At 33.6% G+C, this 19,742-nt stretch carries 17 protein-coding genes; 7 read left to right on the forward strand and 10 right to left on the reverse strand.

Going from position 1 to position 19,742, the window contains the following annotated elements; all coding sequences use genetic code 11:
* Positions 1-404: 404 nt before the first annotated feature.
* Both argS and KO515_RS18310 read left to right on the forward strand, forming a co-directional pair.
* Complete coding sequence (gene argS / locus KO515_RS18305) at positions 405-2,186, forward strand: arginine--tRNA ligase (RefSeq protein WP_215937793.1); 1,782 nt, start codon at positions 405-407, stop codon at positions 2,184-2,186.
* Positions 2,187-2,355: 169 nt separating this feature from the next.
* Entirely contained in the window at positions 2,356-3,642 is a 1,287-nt protein-coding gene (locus KO515_RS18310) for a carboxypeptidase-like regulatory domain-containing protein (RefSeq protein ID WP_215937794.1), read from the forward strand.
* A 64-nt stretch (positions 3,643-3,706) separates the two neighbouring features.
* Here KO515_RS18310 and KO515_RS18315 read toward each other — a convergent pair whose 3' ends face one another.
* The 3 genes from KO515_RS18315 to KO515_RS18325 all read right to left on the reverse strand — a co-directional run bounded on the left by KO515_RS18315 (position 3,707) and on the right by KO515_RS18325 (position 7,664).
* Positions 3,707-6,016: a TonB-dependent receptor plug domain-containing protein gene (locus KO515_RS18315; RefSeq protein ID WP_215937795.1), complete on the reverse strand. Its 2,310-nt coding sequence runs from the start codon at positions 6,014-6,016 to the stop codon at positions 3,707-3,709.
* On the reverse strand, positions 6,009-6,905 hold the full coding sequence (locus tag KO515_RS18320; protein WP_215937796.1) for a FecR family protein: 897 nt from the start codon (positions 6,903-6,905) through the stop codon (positions 6,009-6,011). Before KO515_RS18320 ends, KO515_RS18315 begins: the two co-directional genes overlap by 8 nt.
* A 243-nt stretch (positions 6,906-7,148) precedes the next feature.
* A complete protein-coding gene (locus KO515_RS18325) occupies positions 7,149-7,664 on the reverse strand; it encodes an RNA polymerase sigma factor (RefSeq protein ID WP_215937797.1) in 516 nt (171 codons plus the stop codon).
* Positions 7,665-7,765: 101 nt separating this feature from the next.
* On the opposite strand from KO515_RS18325, the gene KO515_RS18330 reads away from it, so the two are divergent.
* The 4 genes from KO515_RS18330 (at position 7,766) to KO515_RS18345 (ending at position 13,736) form a co-directional block, all read left to right on the forward strand.
* Complete coding sequence (locus tag KO515_RS18330; protein WP_215937798.1) at positions 7,766-10,306, forward strand: hypothetical protein; 2,541 nt, start codon at positions 7,766-7,768, stop codon at positions 10,304-10,306.
* Positions 10,307-10,651: 345 nt separating this feature from the next.
* Positions 10,652-11,983, forward strand: a complete 1,332-nt coding sequence (ffh, locus tag KO515_RS18335; protein WP_215937799.1) for a signal recognition particle protein — start codon at positions 10,652-10,654, stop codon at positions 11,981-11,983.
* 127 nt (positions 11,984-12,110) lie between these two features.
* Positions 12,111-12,995 (forward strand): bifunctional 5,10-methylenetetrahydrofolate dehydrogenase/5,10-methenyltetrahydrofolate cyclohydrolase, encoded by an 885-nt coding sequence (locus tag KO515_RS18340; RefSeq protein ID WP_215937800.1) that lies wholly within the window; start codon positions 12,111-12,113, stop codon positions 12,993-12,995.
* Between the two features lie 6 nt (positions 12,996-13,001).
* A complete protein-coding gene (locus tag KO515_RS18345) occupies positions 13,002-13,736 on the forward strand; it encodes a YwaF family protein (RefSeq protein WP_215937801.1) in 735 nt (244 codons plus the stop codon).
* Here the strand turns inward: KO515_RS18345 and KO515_RS18350 are convergent.
* Genes KO515_RS18350 through KO515_RS18375 form a run of 6 tightly spaced genes read right to left on the reverse strand, consistent with a single transcriptional unit; the run spans position 13,722 to position 18,279 of the window.
* Positions 13,722-14,141: a VOC family protein gene (locus KO515_RS18350; protein WP_252723911.1), complete on the reverse strand. Its 420-nt coding sequence runs from the start codon at positions 14,139-14,141 to the stop codon at positions 13,722-13,724. The genes KO515_RS18345 and KO515_RS18350 overlap by 15 nt on opposite strands.
* A 2-nt stretch (positions 14,142-14,143) precedes the next feature.
* Positions 14,144-14,914 carry a 23S rRNA pseudouridine(2604) synthase RluF gene (rluF, locus tag KO515_RS18355; RefSeq protein WP_215937802.1) on the reverse strand — a complete coding sequence of 257 codons (771 nt, stop codon included), beginning with the start codon at positions 14,912-14,914 and terminating at the stop codon, positions 14,144-14,146.
* Between the two features lie 21 nt (positions 14,915-14,935).
* Positions 14,936-15,763, reverse strand: coding sequence for an alpha/beta fold hydrolase (locus KO515_RS18360; protein ID WP_215937803.1), 828 nt, complete (start codon positions 15,761-15,763; stop codon positions 14,936-14,938).
* A gap of 2 nt (positions 15,764-15,765) precedes the next feature.
* On the reverse strand, positions 15,766-16,140 hold the full coding sequence (locus tag KO515_RS18365; protein WP_215937804.1) for a cupin domain-containing protein: 375 nt from the start codon (positions 16,138-16,140) through the stop codon (positions 15,766-15,768).
* Positions 16,141-16,161: 21 nt separating this feature from the next.
* Positions 16,162-16,719: a hypothetical protein gene (locus KO515_RS18370; RefSeq protein WP_215937805.1), complete on the reverse strand. Its 558-nt coding sequence runs from the start codon at positions 16,717-16,719 to the stop codon at positions 16,162-16,164.
* Between the two features lie 18 nt (positions 16,720-16,737).
* Complete coding sequence (locus KO515_RS18375) at positions 16,738-18,279, reverse strand: helicase HerA-like domain-containing protein (RefSeq protein WP_215937806.1); 1,542 nt, start codon at positions 18,277-18,279, stop codon at positions 16,738-16,740.
* A 184-nt stretch (positions 18,280-18,463) separates the two neighbouring features.
* Here KO515_RS18375 and KO515_RS18380 point away from each other — a divergent pair, with 184 nt between their 5' ends.
* Positions 18,464-19,096, forward strand: coding sequence for a 7-carboxy-7-deazaguanine synthase QueE (locus tag KO515_RS18380; protein ID WP_215937807.1), 633 nt, complete (start codon positions 18,464-18,466; stop codon positions 19,094-19,096).
* Between the two features lie 102 nt (positions 19,097-19,198).
* On the opposite strand, the gene KO515_RS18385 is transcribed toward KO515_RS18380, so the two are convergent.
* Positions 19,199-19,735: a DUF2911 domain-containing protein gene (locus KO515_RS18385; RefSeq protein WP_178984478.1), complete on the reverse strand. Its 537-nt coding sequence runs from the start codon at positions 19,733-19,735 to the stop codon at positions 19,199-19,201.
* Positions 19,736-19,742 lie beyond the last annotated feature (7 nt).

Raw genomic sequence — 19,742 nt, forward strand, 5'->3', positions numbered from 1 at the left:
TCTAATAAGCCAATTTTTAGCGGTGTATTTTATGACCTTTTTAAGCAACATTATTAGAAGCCTAATTTCAAAATGCGATACTTATTTTATTTGGAATAGTTTTAATTGTTGTAATGTTCTGACTCACTTTGAAACGATACATTCATCCCTTTATGAAAACGGATGTATCTGGAACATCATCTTTAATATTAAAGCTAGCAGTTTTGTAACACGCTGTTATGATTATTGAAAGAAAATAAAAACAAGTATTTTATTCGCTTCAATTATATTCTACAATTTATGACCTGCTTCACTATTTTCCAAAAGTCAATGGGGTTGCGTAATTATGTTAGTATAGAATCTTTAAAAAACAATAAAACTTCTATCTTTGCCAACGTTTTAAAATACAATAATAAAGCAGACTTATGAGCCTTCAAGAGACTTTAGAAATACATGTGAAAGCAGCGATTAAAGCGTTGTTTCAATCGGAATTAGAATCGGTAGAATTTCAAGCAACACGTAAAGAGTTTGCGGGAGATGTTACGGTGGTTGTGTTTCCAATGTTACGTGTTGTCAAAGGAAATCCGGCTGTAATAGGAGAGCAAGTTGGTCAATATTTGCTAGATAATGTTGATTTAGTAAAAGGTTTCAACGTCGTTAAAGGCTTTTTGAATATAGAAATTAATGATTCGTATTACTTCGATTTCTTTCAATCTGTAAAAGATAAAACGAATTACGGTTTTGTGGAACAAAAGGAAGACAAAGCTATTATGGTAGAATATTCTTCTCCTAATACCAATAAACCTTTGCATTTAGGACATGTTAGAAATGTGCTCTTAGGCTATAGCGTTGCGGAAATTCTAAAAGCCTCTGGAAAGAAAGTTTATAAAACCCAAATTATTAACGATAGAGGCATTCATATTTGTAAAAGTATGTTGGCGTATCAGAAATTTGGAGCAGGGGAAACTCCAACTGAAGATTTAAAAGGGGATAAGTTAGTTGGGAATTACTATGTGAAGTTCGACCAAGAATACAAAACTGAAATTGCAGAATTAATAGCTGAAGGACAATCTGAAGAAGAAGCAAAGAAAAATGCCCCATTATTATTAGAAGCACAAGATATGCTTATTAAATGGGAAGCTGGAGATGACGATGTTGTAGCCCTTTGGAAGAAAATGAACCAATGGGTTTATGATGGTTTTGATGTGACTTATAAAAATATTGGAGTCGATTTTGATACCTATTATTATGAAAGTAACACCTATTTATTAGGAAAGGAATTTGTAGCTGAAGGTTTAAAAACGGGGGTATTCTTTAAAAAAGAAGATGGTTCTATTTGGTGTGATTTAACTGAAGACGGCTTAGATGAAAAAATAGTATTACGTAGTGATGGTACGGCTGTTTATATGACCCAGGATATCGGAACAGCAATTCAGCGTATAAAAGATTATCCAGATGTTGGTGGTATGGTTTATACCGTTGGAAATGAACAAGATTATCATTTTAAAGTGTTATTCTTAATCTTAAAAAAATTAGGTTTCGATTGGGCAAAAAATTTATTCCATTTAAGTTATGGAATGGTCGATTTGCCAAGTGGAAAAATGAAGAGTAGAGAAGGAACTGTGGTTGATGCTGATGATTTAATTCAGGAAATGGCAGATACCGCTGAAGATATTTCGAAAGATTTAGGGAAACTTGAAGATTATACTGAAGACGAAAAACAAGCGCTCTACAAAACCATTGGTTTAGGGGCTTTAAAATATTACATCCTAAAAGTAGACCCTAAAAAACGTATTCTTTTTGATCCTAAAGAGTCCATCGATTTTCAGGGAAATACAGGACCGTTTATTCAATATACATATGCTAGAATTCAGTCTATTTTAAGAAAGGCTGATTCTGGTAATGACGTCTCGGTTTCGCTCAGCGACCAAACAACCCTTCACGACAAGGAAAAACAACTCATCAAACAATTAGAATTGTTTCCAGAGGTGATTCAAAATTCAGCTGAACAGCACAGTCCTGCGTTAATTGCTAATTATACATATGATTTGGTGAAGGATTTTAATTCATTCTACCAAAATGTGTCTATCCTTGGAGCAGATACCGCTGAAGAAAAGAATTTTAGAGTGGCTTTGTCTAAATTGGTTAGTCAAACGATAAAAAATGCGTTTCAAGTTTTAGGGATTGAGGTCCCTGAGCGTATGTAGTTTTCGCTATTGACCATGTTAGTCTTTTAAGTCTGTTTTGATATCAATTTTAAGAATTGAAAGCACGGTTTAGTATCTGATATTTAGAATTTAACATATTGAATAGAAGAGTATTCTGCGCTTTTTTGTATCTTAGGTAAGGTTATAATGTTCATTAAATCTTATTGTTATGGAAAAATCTTACACTTTAAAACGTTGCATGAGTACATTCCTTTGTATGGTATTTGTACTATTTGCTTTGAATGCTCAAACTGATTTTAAGGAGTATCAAGGTAAAGTAATCGATGGCAGAACTAACAAATCACTAGAAGCTGCAAGTCTCAGTATTAATAATACCAATATTAGTACAATTACAAATTCTGAAGGGCAATTCACATTAAAAGTACCTAACCACTATTTAGATTCAAAAGTGATCGTTTCTTTTTTGGGTTATAATACTTACGTAGTACCATTGTCAGAATTAGCCAATACTAAATCTGTCATAGAATTATATGAAGCCGTAACCGAACTATCTACTGTAAGTATTTCTGCATTTAAGGATGCTGAAACTTTGGTGAGAAAAGTTTTTGATGATAAACATACAAATGTCGGTAGTGAATCTGTTTATATGACAGCCTTTTACAGAGAAACCATTAAACGTAGAAATAGAAATGTATCCTTAACAGAGGCTGTAGTTAATATTCTGAAACAGCCAAATTCATCGGAGCAACGCGATGCTATTCAGCTTGGTAAAGCAAGAAAAAGTACGGATTACAAACGTTTAGATACTGTTTCGGTAAAGTTGCAAGGTGGCCCTTTTTCAACAATGTATTTGGATATTATGAAGTATCCTGAGTATATTTTTACAGATGAAAGTATTAGTGATTATAAATTTACTTTCAGCACGCCTTCAACTATAAATAATAGAACTGTTTTTGTGGTTGATTTTGATCCAAAAGGGAATCAACGACAAGTTAATTACAGTGGCAAACTTTTTATCGATGTACAATCGCTGGCCTTAGTAAGTGCAAATTACGTTCTAGATGTCAGCAATATGAACAAGACCAAAAATCTTTTAGTAAAAAGGAAGCCTAGTGATGTGGTGGTCTATCCTTTAGAAGCTATTTACAAAGTAGATTATAAAGAGAAAGGTAATAAATGGTACTATAGTTATTCTAATTTAAGTCTAACATTTAAGGTGAATAAAAAACGTCAACTCTTTAATAAAGTATACACATTGTCTAGTGAAATGGCCGTGACAGATTGGGAGGTGAACAGTGCAGATAAGAAAATTAAAAACAAGGATAAATTAAGACCTTCGGTTATTATTACAGATGCTATTTCTGGGTTTTCGGATCCAGATTTTTGGGGCCAATATAATCTCATAGAACCAGATAAATCCATAGAGTCTGCCATTGATAAAATAAAGAAAAATATAGAAAAGCAGAAAGAAAAGGAAAAAACCGTTAATGGTTAATGAGAAGATTTTATACTATTTAAAGACCCTGAATTTAGTTCAGGTTTTTTTTTATAAGTCACCTTTAGAAATTTACTCTAAAACTTAAATTGGGGGTGAGTTTTAAAGATTCATTGTTAATTTCTACTATAACATCGTCCGTATTAAAGGTGTAGTAGCGATTAATAATATTTGTTTGATTAAAGACGTTCCAAATAGAAGCACCAACCTCTGCCTGTATACCTTTTGAAGGGGTGAACTTATATGTCGCAGAAATATCTGTTCGAAAATAACTATCTAAACGAGCGTTGTTTGGGGCATCATATTCTATTGAAGAATTGCTATGGTCTTGGATAGGTGAAGGAGACGTATATGGCCTGCCTGAATGCCAATTCAATCCAATGCCGATTTTAAATTTATCGCGATTGTAAGTAAACGATGTGTTCATTACATGTCTTAAATCGAGAGTGTTTGGGAAGGCATTCCCATTATTAATCGTATTAAAGTTATAATCATTTTTACTAAATGTATAACTCAGCCATGTACTAAAGTCACTAAAGCGCTTGTTAATTAAGAAGTCAATACCTTTAACGGAGTAATAACCATTATCGTTAATAAACTGAAATTGGTTTTGAAACCCTTGGCTACGTGCTGTAATATTATGGACACCTTTATAGTAGCCTTCAACTGAAATGAGTAAGTTGTTGCGATTATAACTGAGACCAATAGAGGCTTGCTCACTTGTAATTAAGGGAACGTCATCACCATTGGCTAATTGCCACCTGCGTTTTTCGATACCAAAAAAATCTTGTTGTAAATCAATTACTTGGGTTATAGATTGATTTTTTAATTCTCCTAAAACTTCTAGTCTAAAATAATCGAGGAATTTATAATTTACAGTAAATCGTGGTTCAATTAAAAACTCTGATAATTTTCCAAAATAACTAAGTCTAGAACCTAAGCGAATATAAGTGTTGCGTGATGTGGAAAACCATTCAACTTCTCCAAATAACGCGTGTGTTCTTATAATTTCCTTTATTAAACTTGTGTAATTAGGATTAATGACATTTTCATAATTGGTAACTCCGACTTCATTAAACTGATAACCGCCATTAATTTTAAGATCTTTACTAACAGTCTTTGAAAGGTCAAACCGAAGGCCAAAATCTTCAACTTTATTTTCTTGAGTTAATAATTGATTGTTGCTAACATTATTATTTTTTGCGTCTAAGTCGTAATTAGAGTAATACGCTTGAGCTGATAAATTAACATCAGTATTTATAAATTTTGAATAGGTTGCACTAGCGCCATAGCTCGTCTGATTTAATTGACTTTTAGATTCTTGAAAATCATTATCTATAGTGGTGAAAACCTGATCAAAGTTTAAATTGTTAGACATGTTCATCACGTTAATTCGTAACTTGGATGTGTTATCTATGTCATATAAAAATTTAGCATTAAAGTCATAAAATAGAAAATTCTCGTCTTGTGCTAAAAGCGTATTCATTTGCGTAGAAGCATTAAGTTCTGAATCATTAAATATACGGTCAAAATAAGCATCGTACGTTTCTGAAACTAGAACATCTGTATAAGAACGCCTTGCTGATACTTGAAGTTCTGTTTTCTCTGTTAATGGTATTTTTGCAAAACCATCTACACTTAGCATATTTCCTCCAATACCTGCATTAAATTTTTTATCTAATTTATCTGCGTTTTTTATAGCGATAGTACTCGATACAGCATTGCCAAACTTAGCACTAGTTCCGTTTTTAGAAATGGTAATGTCTTCTGATAAATACGGATTGAAAGCAGATATTAATCCAAAGAAATGGCCAGACTGATACATGCGTATGCCTTCATATAAAATTAAATTCTGGTCATTGGTACCTCCTCTAACATTAATATTAGATATGCGTTCATCTACACTCATAATTCCGGGTAGATTTTGTACAATTTGTAGCACATCTGGCTCAATTAGTCCGGGTAAAATATCGAAACCTTTGGTGTCGGCTGTTATTGTTCCGTTATTGGTTTTAGAAATCCCCTTAGTAAGATAATTAATAACGACAACCTCTTCTAATTGTTGAGTTTGGCTCTGTTTAGTGTCTTTAGGGGTAATGGCAATAAACCGATCGCTTAACATTTCAAAATTAAGAGGGGTGACATCGTTTAAGTGCTTTAATAGTTGTTTTAAGGAGAGGTTGTTTGAAGGTGGTTGGATGGAAATACCTTCAATTGATTTCGTTTCAAAAGAAAATACAATATTGTGGTGTTTCTCTAATTCTTGAAGAATTTGGACAAGCGGTATTACTACTTCTTGTTCCTGGCTATAGCTAAGGTTACAAAAGGCAATCGATAAAAAGTAGAAAATGAAACAAAGTAGTTTTTTATTCACGCTTTAATACAATAGATTTTCCTGATTTGCTGTAGCTTAAATTTAATGGTATTGTGACAGACTTCAATGCTAAATCTAAATTATTATGTGTGAAACTTCCCGTAAATAAACGCGAAAGATCAATGTTTTCTGTAATTATTGTTTGATGGTATTGACTTTCAAACTCTTTAATTACATGTTTAAGAGGAACACTTTTAAAGCTGCTTTCGCCATGCAACCATTGCGGCTGCACAGCGTTTTCTTTTTCAGTAGCAAGCAATTTCCCATCTATGATTACGAAGCTGTGTCCAGGTTTTAACGTTGTGGTTTTGTTATTGTGCGATACAGCAACTAAACCTTCGTAACACGTCACTTCAAAGAACGATTCGCGTTGTTTTACATTAAACTGTGTTCCTAAAACGCTAACGATACCCTCTGACGTCATAACATCAAATTTTTGACCTTTTGCAACTTTAAAAAAGGCTTCTCCTTCAAGTTGTATTGCTCGGGTTTCACTCCATTGACTTTTATTAAATGTTACTGTTGAATTGGCATTTAATTCTACTGTGGAGTTATCAGGTAACGTAACTGTTATTTGTTGTGCTATAAGTGTGCCAACGGTAGTGTCTAAAGTTGAGGTGTAATAATAAATACTAAACCCTATTGCTAAAACAGCAGCGATTTTAAGGAATGGTTTTAGCCATTGATTAGAATGTGTGTTTTTCGATTTAAGTTTTGGTTTAAGCGCTTCATAAGCTTGGTCACTAGAGAATTCTGGAGCTTTAAAATCTTTTAAGGCAGTATCCATTTTAATTAAATCATTATAATCCTCTAGCTGCTCAAAAGCAATTTGCTCTTCAGTACTTAGATTATGATCTAACCATTTTTTTATAAGTTCGTCTCGCTTCATAATATGATTTCAAGTATATAACAGCTTAGGTTTGAAAACTCCTACTTAATTTAAGTTTCAAAGTTTCAAAGTTTCAAAGTTTCAAAGTTTCAAAGTTTCAAGGTTTCAAGGTTTCAAAGCTACTTGATATTTGTATGGTTTTTCAATTCCAAATTCTTCGGTCTTCCGTCATCTGTCATCTGTCATCTGTCATTTTTCTTACATTAATAGCTCAACTGAAAACGGATACTGAATGTTCATTTGTCAAAGTTCATCAATATCTTCTCTTAATTTCTTTAAAGCACCATAAATACGTTTTTCCACTCCCTTTACGGAAATATTTAAAAGCTCTGCAATTTCCTTAAACCGTTTGCCTTCAACTCTATTCATTAAAAAAGCTACACGTTGTGCTTCACTTAATTTACTTAATGCATGTTGTAATTTTTGATGATATTCTTTTTCTTCAAGTACAAATTCTGGTGTTTCGTTGGTAGTGCTCTTTTGGGGCTTTTTACTGTGTTTTAAAACTACTTTTTGATGTGCATAGGCATTCAGCATTAAATTATTGGCCGTTGTAAACAAATAACTTTTCGCTTTGTCAGTAGTAATTTTACCGCAATTCTGCCAGAGTTTTATAAATGCTTCCTGAACTTTGTCTTCCGGATTTAGTTGATTCCCATACTTATAGTATAGAAAGTCGTGTAGGTTTTTAGAGTGCTTCTTATATAAGTGCTCAAACAATCGCGATTCGCAAATATTATCTTGTAAGGGTTTGTTCATGGTTTTTAATAGGCCCACAAATTATAAATAAAATTTTAGATTATTGGGTAGGAAATTTTGAGGGACAACTGTTTTATAATAAATAGAATAGCATTAAAGCCATGAACATCAATTCTAAACATCTCTTATTTTGCTTCCTTTTTGCCCTAATTTGTTTTTCTTCCTGTCAAGATGAGATTACTCAAATTGAAACTCCAAACGATCAAGAAACCATTGTTTCAAATTCTACATTAGCTAACCTTATGAGTAGAACAATAGCAAATTTTGGTGCTGCTGATGATATTTTAGATAGTTCTAGTTGCTTTTCTGTAGAACTACCTGTTACAATTGTGGTTAGTGATATTACAATAATTATTGAAACACCATCCGATTTACAACAATTGGAGACTTTATATAATGAATCTTCTATTAACGACGATTTCTTAGATTTTGTATTTCCGATTTCCATTGTTTTTAGTGATTACAGTCAAATCGCGATTGAAAATGAAGAAGAACTACAAAGTTTTATAAGTGAATGTGCAAGTGACCAAAATGATGCTATTGCATGTGTTGATTTTGTTTACCCCATTTCGTTTTCAGAATTTAATTCTAGCTTTAATCTTCTTGATACTGTCCTTATTGAAAATGATGAAGCATTGTATAATTTTCTGAATGGTTTAGAAGATGAAGAAAATACAGTGGTTGTCAGCTTAAACTTTCCGGTAACATTAGAATATGCTAATGGTGATACTACAGAGGTTAATACAAATCAAGAATTATCAGATGCTATTGAATTAGCTGGAGAGGGTTGTAATGATGCTAATTGTACTGAAGAATCTGTAGCATTAAATTTAGAAGACTGTCAATGGAAAATAACGACCTATTCTAGTTTTCCAGAGTTTGTTGGTATTGATTTAGTCTTTTATTCCGATGACACATTTGCTATTTTTCAAGATGGTAGCACCTATAATGTTGTTGGTAGTTGGTCTGTAATTTCAACAGATGGCGAAAGCTATGTATACTTAGAAACCGATTTTGAAGATTTGGGAGGCGACTGGAAAATTGTAGAATGTGAAGCGGATAGATTACAGGTTGTTAAAGGCGAACAGACGATGGTTGTAAATCAGGTTTGTGAGGATGATTTAAACTGTTCACTCACTGATATTAGTAGTATTTTACAAGAATGTCCTTGGGATTTTAGTGATGGCTCTGGTAATTTTGAGAATGATCAAATGATTTTTAATGCCAGTGGAGATTTGCAAATTACGGAAGGTATGGCGGCTTCAGCGATTGGTGGAGGTTGGAATTTATCAGTGTCAGATGAAGGTATCCTATTGACATTTGTAGATTTAACCGCCTTTCAAGATATTCTTGAAGGTGATTGGTTAATTGCGGAATGTGATACAGATAGAATTGTATTAACAAGAGGCGACCAAACTTTGGTCTTTGAGCAAAACTGTAATGCTAATCTTTTTAGCTGTTTTGATGATTTCGAAATGGTAGAATGTATACAGGCTAATAACATTCCTGTTTTTAATTTAAGTGCAAATACCATTGGACTTGTACTTTGTACAGAATCTTTTAGCCCTTCGTTTCATGAAACCTTGAGTGATGCAGAGAATAATACAAATCCCATTGCCGATACAGAGGCATACGGGACATTAGTAGCACAGGTTTATTTGAGAATTGAAGCTGATAGCGGTGATTTTGAAATTTATAATGTATATCTCAATACCGAAAGTTGTATAAATTTTGATTGCTTTGTTAATACTCAAATTACAGCTTGTGGTAACGACGGTTTTGCTACGTTTAATTTAACCGAAGCCAATCAAGAATGTGGTCCTGATTTAGCAATTTATGGAGTTTATTATTACGAATCTGAAAGCGATTTACAAGATAATGTAAACCCTATTTACAATCCGGAAAGCTATACTAATATGTATAATCCTACTGTCATTTACGCTGCTGTACTAAATGTATATGATAATGTGATAGAACATATTTTTACTATTGACTTAATCGTTGAAGATTGTAATTATTTTGAATGTTTCGAAAGCTTTGATGCTGTTATAGAAGTTTGTGATGAAGGAACAGATGGATTGTATGAATTTAACCTTCCTATTGCATTTGCAAATTGTACTCCAAGTGCAGATGCAGTTACTTACCATTTAACTCAAGCCGATGCTGATACAGGTATAAATGCTATTGCAGAGCCTTCAACATATACGACTCCTGATGTCAATTCCATCGTTTATGTTAGGGTTGAAATTCAAAATCAATTAGAGATTTTTACTATTCAATTAAATGTTATTACATGTAATGCTGGTAGTTGTACAGAAGAAGATATTGATGGTATTTTAACAGAATGCTTATGGAACGTCACTAGTTATAATGGAAGCGATAATTTAAGTAATTATAATTTTCATTTTGAACAAAACTCAGGTATTGTAGTGATATATACAGATACAATTACCATTGATGCAACGTGGTCTACCTCTCAAGCTAGTGATGGTGTTGTGATTGATTTTTCAAATGTAGCCGGACCAAATATTCAAGCTATAAATGGTAGTTGGTTAGTGGTGGAATGTACTGCAAGCCAATTAGTATTGCATAATATTAATGATAGCAGCCTCGAAATTGTTCTAGATAGAACCTGTGAATAAAGAAACTAGAAGTTAGTAATTTTAGTAAGTTAAGTTGTTAAGAAGAGAGTCATTCGCCATGAGTGGCTCTTTTTTATACATGATGAATTTCTAGGTTATGGCGTTTTAATAATTCGGAGCGTTCAACGTAGTAGATTCCCATTTTGTCTGGACTTCATTTTATGTTTCAATTGCCAATAAAAAAAGGGTAGAAGTAGGTCGTCCCTTCTAATGGCTATCGGAAGGGGCGGCCAATGAAAACAAATTTATAAACTCATTAGAAATTCCCTCATAAATTCTTAAATTTGCAGCTTATTAAATAATACAGACTGCTTATTTGCAGACTGCAAACTGAAGACTAGAAACATGTTCAATAATTTAAGTGATAAGTTAGATAAAGCGTTACACGTATTAAAAGGTCATGGTAGCATTACAGAGGTAAATGTTGCTGAGACGTTGAAAGAGGTAAGACGTGCGCTTTTAGATGCCGATGTTAACTTTAAAATTGCAAAAGAATTTACCGTTCGTGTAAAAGAAAAAGCACTTGGTCAAAATGTATTAACAACATTACAACCAGGTCAGTTAATGGTTAAACTCGTTAAAGATGAGTTAACTGAATTAATGGGGGGTGATGTCGAAGGGATTAATCTTTCTGGTACTCCTAGTGTGATTTTAATGTCTGGTTTACAGGGGTCTGGTAAAACGACCTTTTCTGGTAAATTGGCCAATTATTTAAAAAATAAAAAAACTAAGAAACCTTTATTAGTGGCTTGTGATGTGTACCGTCCGGCTGCGATTGACCAATTGCATGTTGTAGGAGATCAAATTGGTGTTGAGGTTTTTAGTGATAGAGGTAATACGGATCCTGTTGCGATTTCTCAAGCAGGTATTGCACATGCCAAAGCAAATGGTCACAATGTGGTGATTATTGATACCGCTGGTCGTTTGGCTGTAGATGAAGCCATGATGACCGAGATCTCAAATATTCATAAAGCTATTCAACCACAAGAAACTTTATTTGTTGTGGATTCTATGACAGGTCAAGATGCTGTGAATACAGCAAAAGCCTTCAATGATATTTTAAATTTTGATGGTGTTATCCTTACCAAATTAGATGGTGATACACGAGGTGGTGCTGCAATTTCTATTAAATCTGTAGTTAACAAACCAATTAAATTTATTGGTACAGGTGAAAAGATGGAAGCCATTGATGTCTTCTATCCATCACGTATGGCAGATCGTATTCTTGGAATGGGAGATGTGGTGTCTTTAGTGGAACGTGCACAAGAGCAGTTTGATGAAGAGGAAGCAAGAAAACTTCAAAAGAAGATTGCTAAAAATCAGTTTGGTTTTGATGATTTCTTAAAACAGATTCAGCAAATCAAGAAAATGGGTAACATGAAAGATTTAGTAGGCATGATTCCAGGAGCTGGAAAAATGATGAAAGATATTGATATTGACGACGATGCTTTTAAAGGTATTGAAGCCATTATTCATTCTATGACACCAGAAGAACGCTCTAACCCATCAGTCATAAATGCAAGTCGTAAAAAACGAATTGGAAAAGGTTCAGGAACTTCAGTTCAAGAAGTAAATCAACTCTTAAAGCAGTTTACGCAGATGAGTAAAATGATGAAGATGATGCAAGGTGGAGGCGGAAAACGTATGATGCAGATGATGCAGAATATGCCTAAATAAGTTTGTAGTCTTCAGTCGTCAGTAGGTAGTTATAATACGCAGTCTTCAGTCGACTTTTATAAATAATAATTCAATCAACTAGAGCTTTGCGCCTCAGCGTCTTTGCCAGAAAACAATAACCAAAAGCATGACAATTTTAGACGGAAAAAAAGTAAGTAACGATATTAAAAACGAAATCAAAGCCGAAGTCGATAAGATGAAAGCTAATGATGAAAAAGTGCCTCATTTAGCCGCAGTTATTGTTGGTAATGATGGAGCGAGTTTAACCTATGTTGGTAGCAAAGTGAGAGCATGTGAGCGTGTAGGTTTTGAATCGACGATGGTGCGTATGTCAAATACTACTAGCGAAGTTGAGTTACTAGATAAAATAGAAGAGCTTAACAATAACGATGCTATTGATGGCTTTATAATTCAATTGCCATTACCACCACAGATTAATACTCAAAAAGTATTGATGGCTGTTAATCCAGATAAAGATGTTGATGGTTTTCACCCAATGAATTTTGGGAAAATGGCATTAGACATGTCTACTTTTATTCCGGCAACTCCATTTGGTATTTTAGAACTTTTAGACCGTTACGGTGTAGAAACAAAAGGAAAGCATACGGTTGTTATTGGTCGCTCACATATTGTTGGTCGTCCGATGAGTATTTTAATGGGGAGAAAAGGTTTTCCAGGAAACTCAACGGTAACTTTAACGCACAGTCATACTAAGAATATAACACAGATTACATCGCAAGCAGATATTATTATTTCAGCATTAGGAATTCCAAAATTCTTAAAAGCAGAAATGGTAAAAGACGATGTTGTTATTGTTGATGTTGGAATAACAAGAGTACCAGACGATTCTGATAAAGGATATTACATAACAGGTGATGTCGATTTTGAGACCGTTAGCAAAAAGGCAAGCTTCATTACGCCAGTTCCTGGTGGAGTTGGGCCAATGACTATTGCAATGCTTTTAAAAAACACCCTAATAGCAAGAGATCAACATAGAAAAGCTAATAAGTAATATGAGATGATTATATGTACAAGGCTTTGTACTATCGTTTATAATTCAGTTACGATAGGTAGTTTTCAGCATATAATCCCAATTTTATTTGCGACTCTATTTACTGTTGTTCTTATAAAATATTCTAGAAAGAATTTCAATGAATTTCAGAAGCGGAAGACCGTTCACTACTTAGGATGCTTTGTTTCGGTGACACTTATTGGCTTTCATTTATATCGAATGCTTTTCGATAATTATAATTTTAAAACCGATCTACCACTTTACCTTTGTAGTTTAATGGCTTTATTTATTCCTGTCTTTACGTATTATCGTAGGTATTGGATGTATGAGATTTTAGTGTTTTGGATTATCGGTGGCACTGTACAAGCGGTGATTACACCAGATATAACTCAAGGTTTTCCTAGTTTTGATTATTTTAGGTATTGGGTGGTGCATTTAGGATTGCTATCCATCATTTTTTATTTTATAGTGGAATTAAAAATGAAACCAACATTTAAAAGTGTGTTCAAATCCTTTTTGGCACTTCAAGTTTATGTTGTGCTTATGATGCTTCTAAATTATTCATTGGATGCTAATTATTTTTACTTAAATGAAAAGCCTAAATCGGCGTCTGTATTAGATTATTTTGGAGAATGGCCTTATTATATTTTAGTTGGCCAGTTGATACTAATTCCTTTGTTTCTCTTCGTGTATGTGCCATTTTATATTTCAAGTAAATTTAAAAATTCACTTAGCAAATAACTGACTTATATCTTTGAAAGCCTTAAATTCTAAAGCATTTCCTGAAGGATCTTTAAAGAACATGGTGGCTTGTTCACCAACTAGTCCTTCAAATCTAATATAAGGTTCAATAATAAATTGGATGCCTTTAGATTTTAATCGTTCTGAGAATTGATGAAAGCGATCCCATTCTAAAACCACGCCAAAATGCGGTACAGGTACAGCTTTGCCATCTACTAAATTAGTAATATCCTCTTCAGTTTGCTTTGCTTTAAAATGGATAACTAATTGATGACCAAAGAAATTATAGTCAACCCAATGGTCACTACATCGTCCTTCTTCAAGTTGTAAAATATTGGTGTAGAAATTTCTACATGGTTCTATATTATGAACAGGAATCGCCAGATGAAAGGGTGCTAAAGCCATAATTATCGTCTAGTATTCCGCATTTCACTTTCCTTTTTAGCTTCGTAAGTCTTAGTAGAATCAGCGATTAAATCAGTCAAATTTTTAAACTCTTCTTTGGTTAATTCTCTGTATTGACCAGAAGGCACATCAAGTTTAATATTCATAATCCGAATACGTTTTAAAGATTGAACCTCATAATTACAATACTCGCACATTCTTCGGATTTGTCTATTTAGGCCTTGCGTTAAAATGATACTGAATGTAAATTTGTCAATCTTTTTTACTTTACACTTGTTAGTGTGTTTGTCTAAATCTTCTAAATAAATACCGCCAGCCATACGCTCAATAAACGTTTGAGAAATCGGTTGGTCTACGGTAACAATGTATTCTTTTTCGTGATTATTGCTTGCTCGTAAAATCTTGTTTACAATATCACCATCGTCAGTTAAAAGAATTAAACCTTCACTTGGTTTGTCTAATCGTCCAACAGGAAAAATACGTTTAGGGTAATTAATATAATCAATGATATTGTCCTTCTCAACACGCGTATCAGTGGTGCAAACAATGCCTATCGGTTTGTTAAAAGCTAAATACACAAAATCTTGTTGGCGCTCACCGATTATTTCACCATCTACTTTAACCACATCGTCAGGTGCTACTTTAGTTCCCATTTCTGGTGTTACATCGTTAATGGTGACTCGTCCTGCTTCAATTAAGCGATCAGCGGCTCTTCGCGAGCAATAGCCAGCTTCGCTGAGGTATTTGTTTAGGCGTTTTAAATCTTGTGACATGATGCAAAAATACGATAAAGATTAATCATTAATGAATTCAATAATCTTAGGTGTTAAAGAAACATCTTTTAAACCATGCCCAAAACCGGTAGTAGAAATGAATTCAGAATTTTTATAGCGATTTGCAATTAATAAACCATCTTCATAAGGTATAATGCGATCCTTTTTATCATGAATAATTAATCCTTTTGCGTCAATAGATTCTGTGAAGTTTGCTGCCGAAAAGTAAGAAACGGGTTGTCCAAAGCGCTCAATAATAATATTGTCCAATCCTTTTGAAATTTTAGTATTAAAACCCATCATCGATTTATAACGATCGAATACTCCTGTGAAATGTGCAGGAGCTCCTAATAGAATAAGTTTTTTTATGGAAGGTAATTGATGTTTGTGCATATAAAAAACACTAGCCATACCACCAACCGAATGACCAATTAATACGTCTGGATTAAACTTATTAGCTACCACATTTATGAATTCAGAATATAGAATAGCATTAAATTGTTTACCGTCTGATCTTCCGTGAGCAGGCGCATCTAATGCGATAATATTGTAATCTTGTGCCTTGAGTTCTTTTAAAATATATGCCCAACGCGATGCATTACTTTCCCAGCCATGAGCAAGTAATACAGTTTTGCCTTTTCCAACCCAACGATAGGTTGCGATATCCATATTATTATAACGAATTTCTTCGTAAAATGCTGATTCTATAATCTGTTTTTGAACATCATTATAGCGTCCTTTTCTAGGAGAGGCAAAGATGTTTATCGCTTTTTTAACGGCATACTTAGACGAAATTAAACTGGTTGCATTAAGTGCATTGCCAATAGATTTAATCACAAAACTACTCATACTTATTGGTCTTCTCTATTAACGGCTTCAATTGAAAATGCAGGCAAACAAATTGCTAAATACTCACATGGTTCAGTGAATGGATTAGAGTATTGTAAGCGTGTATTTTTTTCAACTTTAATAGACTGACCTGCTTCTAATACGATAGTTTCACCATCAATAATAAATTGTTTTTTTCCTTTTATTATAAAAGTATATTCATCAAATTCTGGAGTTTGAAAAGGTTCTGACCAACCTGCAGGAGCCACCATATGCGCGATGCTTATTTCAGAATTGCCATCTGTGGCATTACCAAAATGCTCTTTTATAATTTTACCATCTTCTGTAGGCACTAGAAATGGCGAATCTTGAATTTTATATTTTTGTTTTTTATCCATGTTTTTCAATTAACTTCTATTCTACCAGTGAACCATAAAATATTTAATCTTAGCTTTCTCAGGAATTTGAATCGGGTCGATTGTCATATCCATATTAAAACGCATACTAGCAGGTAATTCTTTTTTATCAATAGTAAAGGACGCGTTAACCTCATTGACTGAGACTACTATAACATTGATAAGATTGTCAATTTTAGAGATTTTATAAGCTGCCTTGATATCTTTGAATGTACTTAACTTAGATATGTTTTTATTGGTGTGGTATCGTGAATCAATGATGTTTATGCTGGAGATAACAGAGGTTGAATCTAAAGCTTCTCTTGGAGATAAGTCTAGAAGTTTTTTGCCTCCTTTTTCAAAGATTTCAATGGTGTTTACTGAGCCAATAAATTCATCTCCAGAAACGTATCTTACAATAGAGTCATTACTATAAATAGCATCTAAGTCTTTAACTTGTGTAGAGTCCGTTAGTAAACCTATACGCGTTTTAGAGATTAAAAAAGGGTCTACTGAGGCATCTTTGGTGCAACTTGTTATTAAAACTGCACAAATTAATGCAGCAAATAGGGTGTTTTTCATAATAGGTTGTAGTTGATATTATTTAAGCATTTTGGTTAATATACCAAGAACACTTCTTATTACTGTAGGGCTTGTTAATACTTTTATTAATGGGTTTTGTCTTGTGCTTTGTCTTCTTGTAGAGCTTCTTGTGTTTCTTTTAGTTTCAGCCCGTTTTAAGGCTTCTTTTTCTTCTTTCGCTTTTTGTTTTGCTTCTTCTGCTTCGGCTTGCTCAATTTTTTTATTCAACATTTCGTAAGCACTTTCTCTATCAATCTCTTGGTTATATTTTCTAGCCAATTTTGATTGCGATAATAGATTTGCTAATTCCGATTCCGTTAAAATATCCATTCTACTCATGGGAGCACGCAACATGGTTGCTGCCAAAGGTGTTGGTTTTCCTTTTTCATCTAAAGCAGAGACTAAAGCTTCACCTATTCCTAAAGAGGTTAAAATTTCTGCGGTATCGTAATACTCAGTATCTGGATAATTTTGAGCCGTTAATTTAATCGCTTTTCTATCTTTTGCGGTAAAGGCTCTTAAGGCATGCTGTACTTTAAGTCCTAATTGGCCTAAAACTGCTTCAGGTACATCTGTTGGATTCTGGGTTACAAAATATAAACCCACACCTTTACTACGAATGAGTTTTACAATGCTTTCAATCTGACTTAATAAGGCGTCCGAAGCTTCATTAAATATTAAATGTGCTTCGTCAATAAACATAATAAGTTCTGGGCGTCCACTATCTCCTTGTTCAGGAAATGTTGAATAAATTTCAGCCAATAAACTCAGCATAAATGTGGAGAATAATTTTGGCTTATCTTGAATATCTGTCAGTCTAATAATATTAATATAACCGCGACCGTTATCATCAATCCTCAATAAATCTTGAGTATCAAAAGAGGTTTCACCAAAGAAAACATCTCCTCCTTGTTGTTCAATCTCAATAAGTTTTCTTAAAATGGCGCCTGTTGAAGCTGTTGAAATACGACCATAAGCTTCTTCAAATTCTGCTTTGCCTTCATTGGTAGCATATTGTAGGATTTTCTTAAAATCTTTAAGGTCTAATAAAGGTAAATGGTTGTCATCACAATATTTAAAAATGACAGAAATAATACCAGCTTGCGTTTCTGTAACATCTAATATTCTTGAAATTAAAACAGGACCAAATTCACTGATAGTTGCTCTTAAACGGACTCCATCTTGTTCTGATAATGTCATAACTTCCACAGGAAACGCTTTGGGTTCAAAAGGCAACCCAATTTGTGCGTGACGTTCATCAATTTTTGCATGTCCAGGACTTGGTTTTGCTAACCCACTTAAATCTCCTTTAATGTCCATTAATAAAACAGGAACACCTTTTTCTGATAAATTTTCGGCTAAAACTTGTAATGTTTTTGTTTTTCCTGTGCCAGTGGCTCCTGCAATAAGTCCATGTCTATTCATGGTTTTTAAGGGAACGTTTACAAACGTATTAGTCATGGTTTTGCCGTCAAGCATTGCAGATCCAAGTGTAATATAGTCGCCTTTACATGTGTTTCCTTCGTTAATTTCTTTTACGAAAGCTTCAGAATTCTTCATTTATCAGAAAATTTGCATAAAAATAATGTAATTTAATCACGTATGAAATAGATTTCAATTTCATAATTATCTTATTCACTTTCTTCAAGACATAATTCTTTATAATTTAAATATTAAATTTTACCAATAGTTTAAAGCAAACTGAGACTGCGACTGAAAACTAAATAACTATCTTTGCAGCCTTATGACAAGAAGAGAACGACAAGAATTAATAGATAAAGGGTTACTACTGCCTTTAATGGAGGAATTTTATACCATTCAAGGTGAAGGTTTCCATAAAGGAACAGCGGCATATTTTGTGCGAATTGGTGGTTGTGACGTGGGTTGCCATTGGTGCGATGTGAAAGAAAGTTGGTTGGCAGAATTACATCCACCTACGGAAACAGAGAAAATCGTAGAAAATGCAATAAAGTATAGCGACACTATAATTGTTACAGGTGGAGAACCTCTAACTTGGGATATGGGACCTTTAACGGCGCAATTGAAAGCAAAAGGTGTTCAGACTCATATAGAGACTTCCGGTGCTTATAAGTTAACTGGAGAATGGGATTGGATATGCTTATCTCCTAAGAAAATGAAATTACCTACCGAAGAAGTTTTAGAAAAAGCTCACGAACTTAAATGTATCATTTATAATAATGACGATTTTAAATTTGCTGAAGAACAGGCCGCAAAAGTAAATGATAATTGCATTTTGTATTTACAACCCGAATGGAGTAAACGCGATAAAGTGATTCCAAAAATTGTTGATTATGTCATGGCTAATCCGAAATGGAAAGTGTCCTTACAGACTCATAAATATTTGAATATCCCTTAGTTTAAACGCGAGATGTTGGGTTTTCAAAATTGGAAAAGTGTATAAATAAAAAAGTTCCGAGAAGTATAAATTTTCTCGGAACTTTTTTATGTCAGCTAACAGTTATTTAGTAAAAGGTACAGCAACTCTAGTTGTGCCCCAGCCGATGAACATATGTACACCATCATCAGATTTGTCAAATGCAATAGAAAGAGCTTCTAATGATTCTTTACCTTCTGTCACAGGAACAGTAATACTAGCTACAGTGTTATCTTCTTTGTATCCTGAAGTTCCCCAGTTGTTTACGTCAGAACTTACAATAATAGTCCACTCCTTATCTCCAGGAATAGTAAATAATGAATAGGTACCAGCTTTAATTGTCTTTCCTCCAAGTTTCATATCCTTAAAAAGAATCAGTTCAGTGGCTTCGTTAGCACCTGTTCTCCATACTTTATCTTTTTGAGTTAATTCTTTTACAGTTCTGCCTTTAAGTTGTGGTCTACCATAATAAACTTTTATCAATTGATCGCTACCTCTTCCAAATGACGCGACGTCTAAAGGACTTTTGTCTAAGCCTGAAAATTTTTGTGCTTCAGCATTAAAAGAAATAAGCATCATAAATGCAAATGAAATGGTTGTTAATAGTCTTGTGGTTTTCATAATTTGT

The sequence above is a fragment of the Winogradskyella psychrotolerans genome (genome assembly GCF_018860545.1).
Classification (GTDB): domain Bacteria; phylum Bacteroidota; class Bacteroidia; order Flavobacteriales; family Flavobacteriaceae; genus Winogradskyella; species Winogradskyella psychrotolerans_A.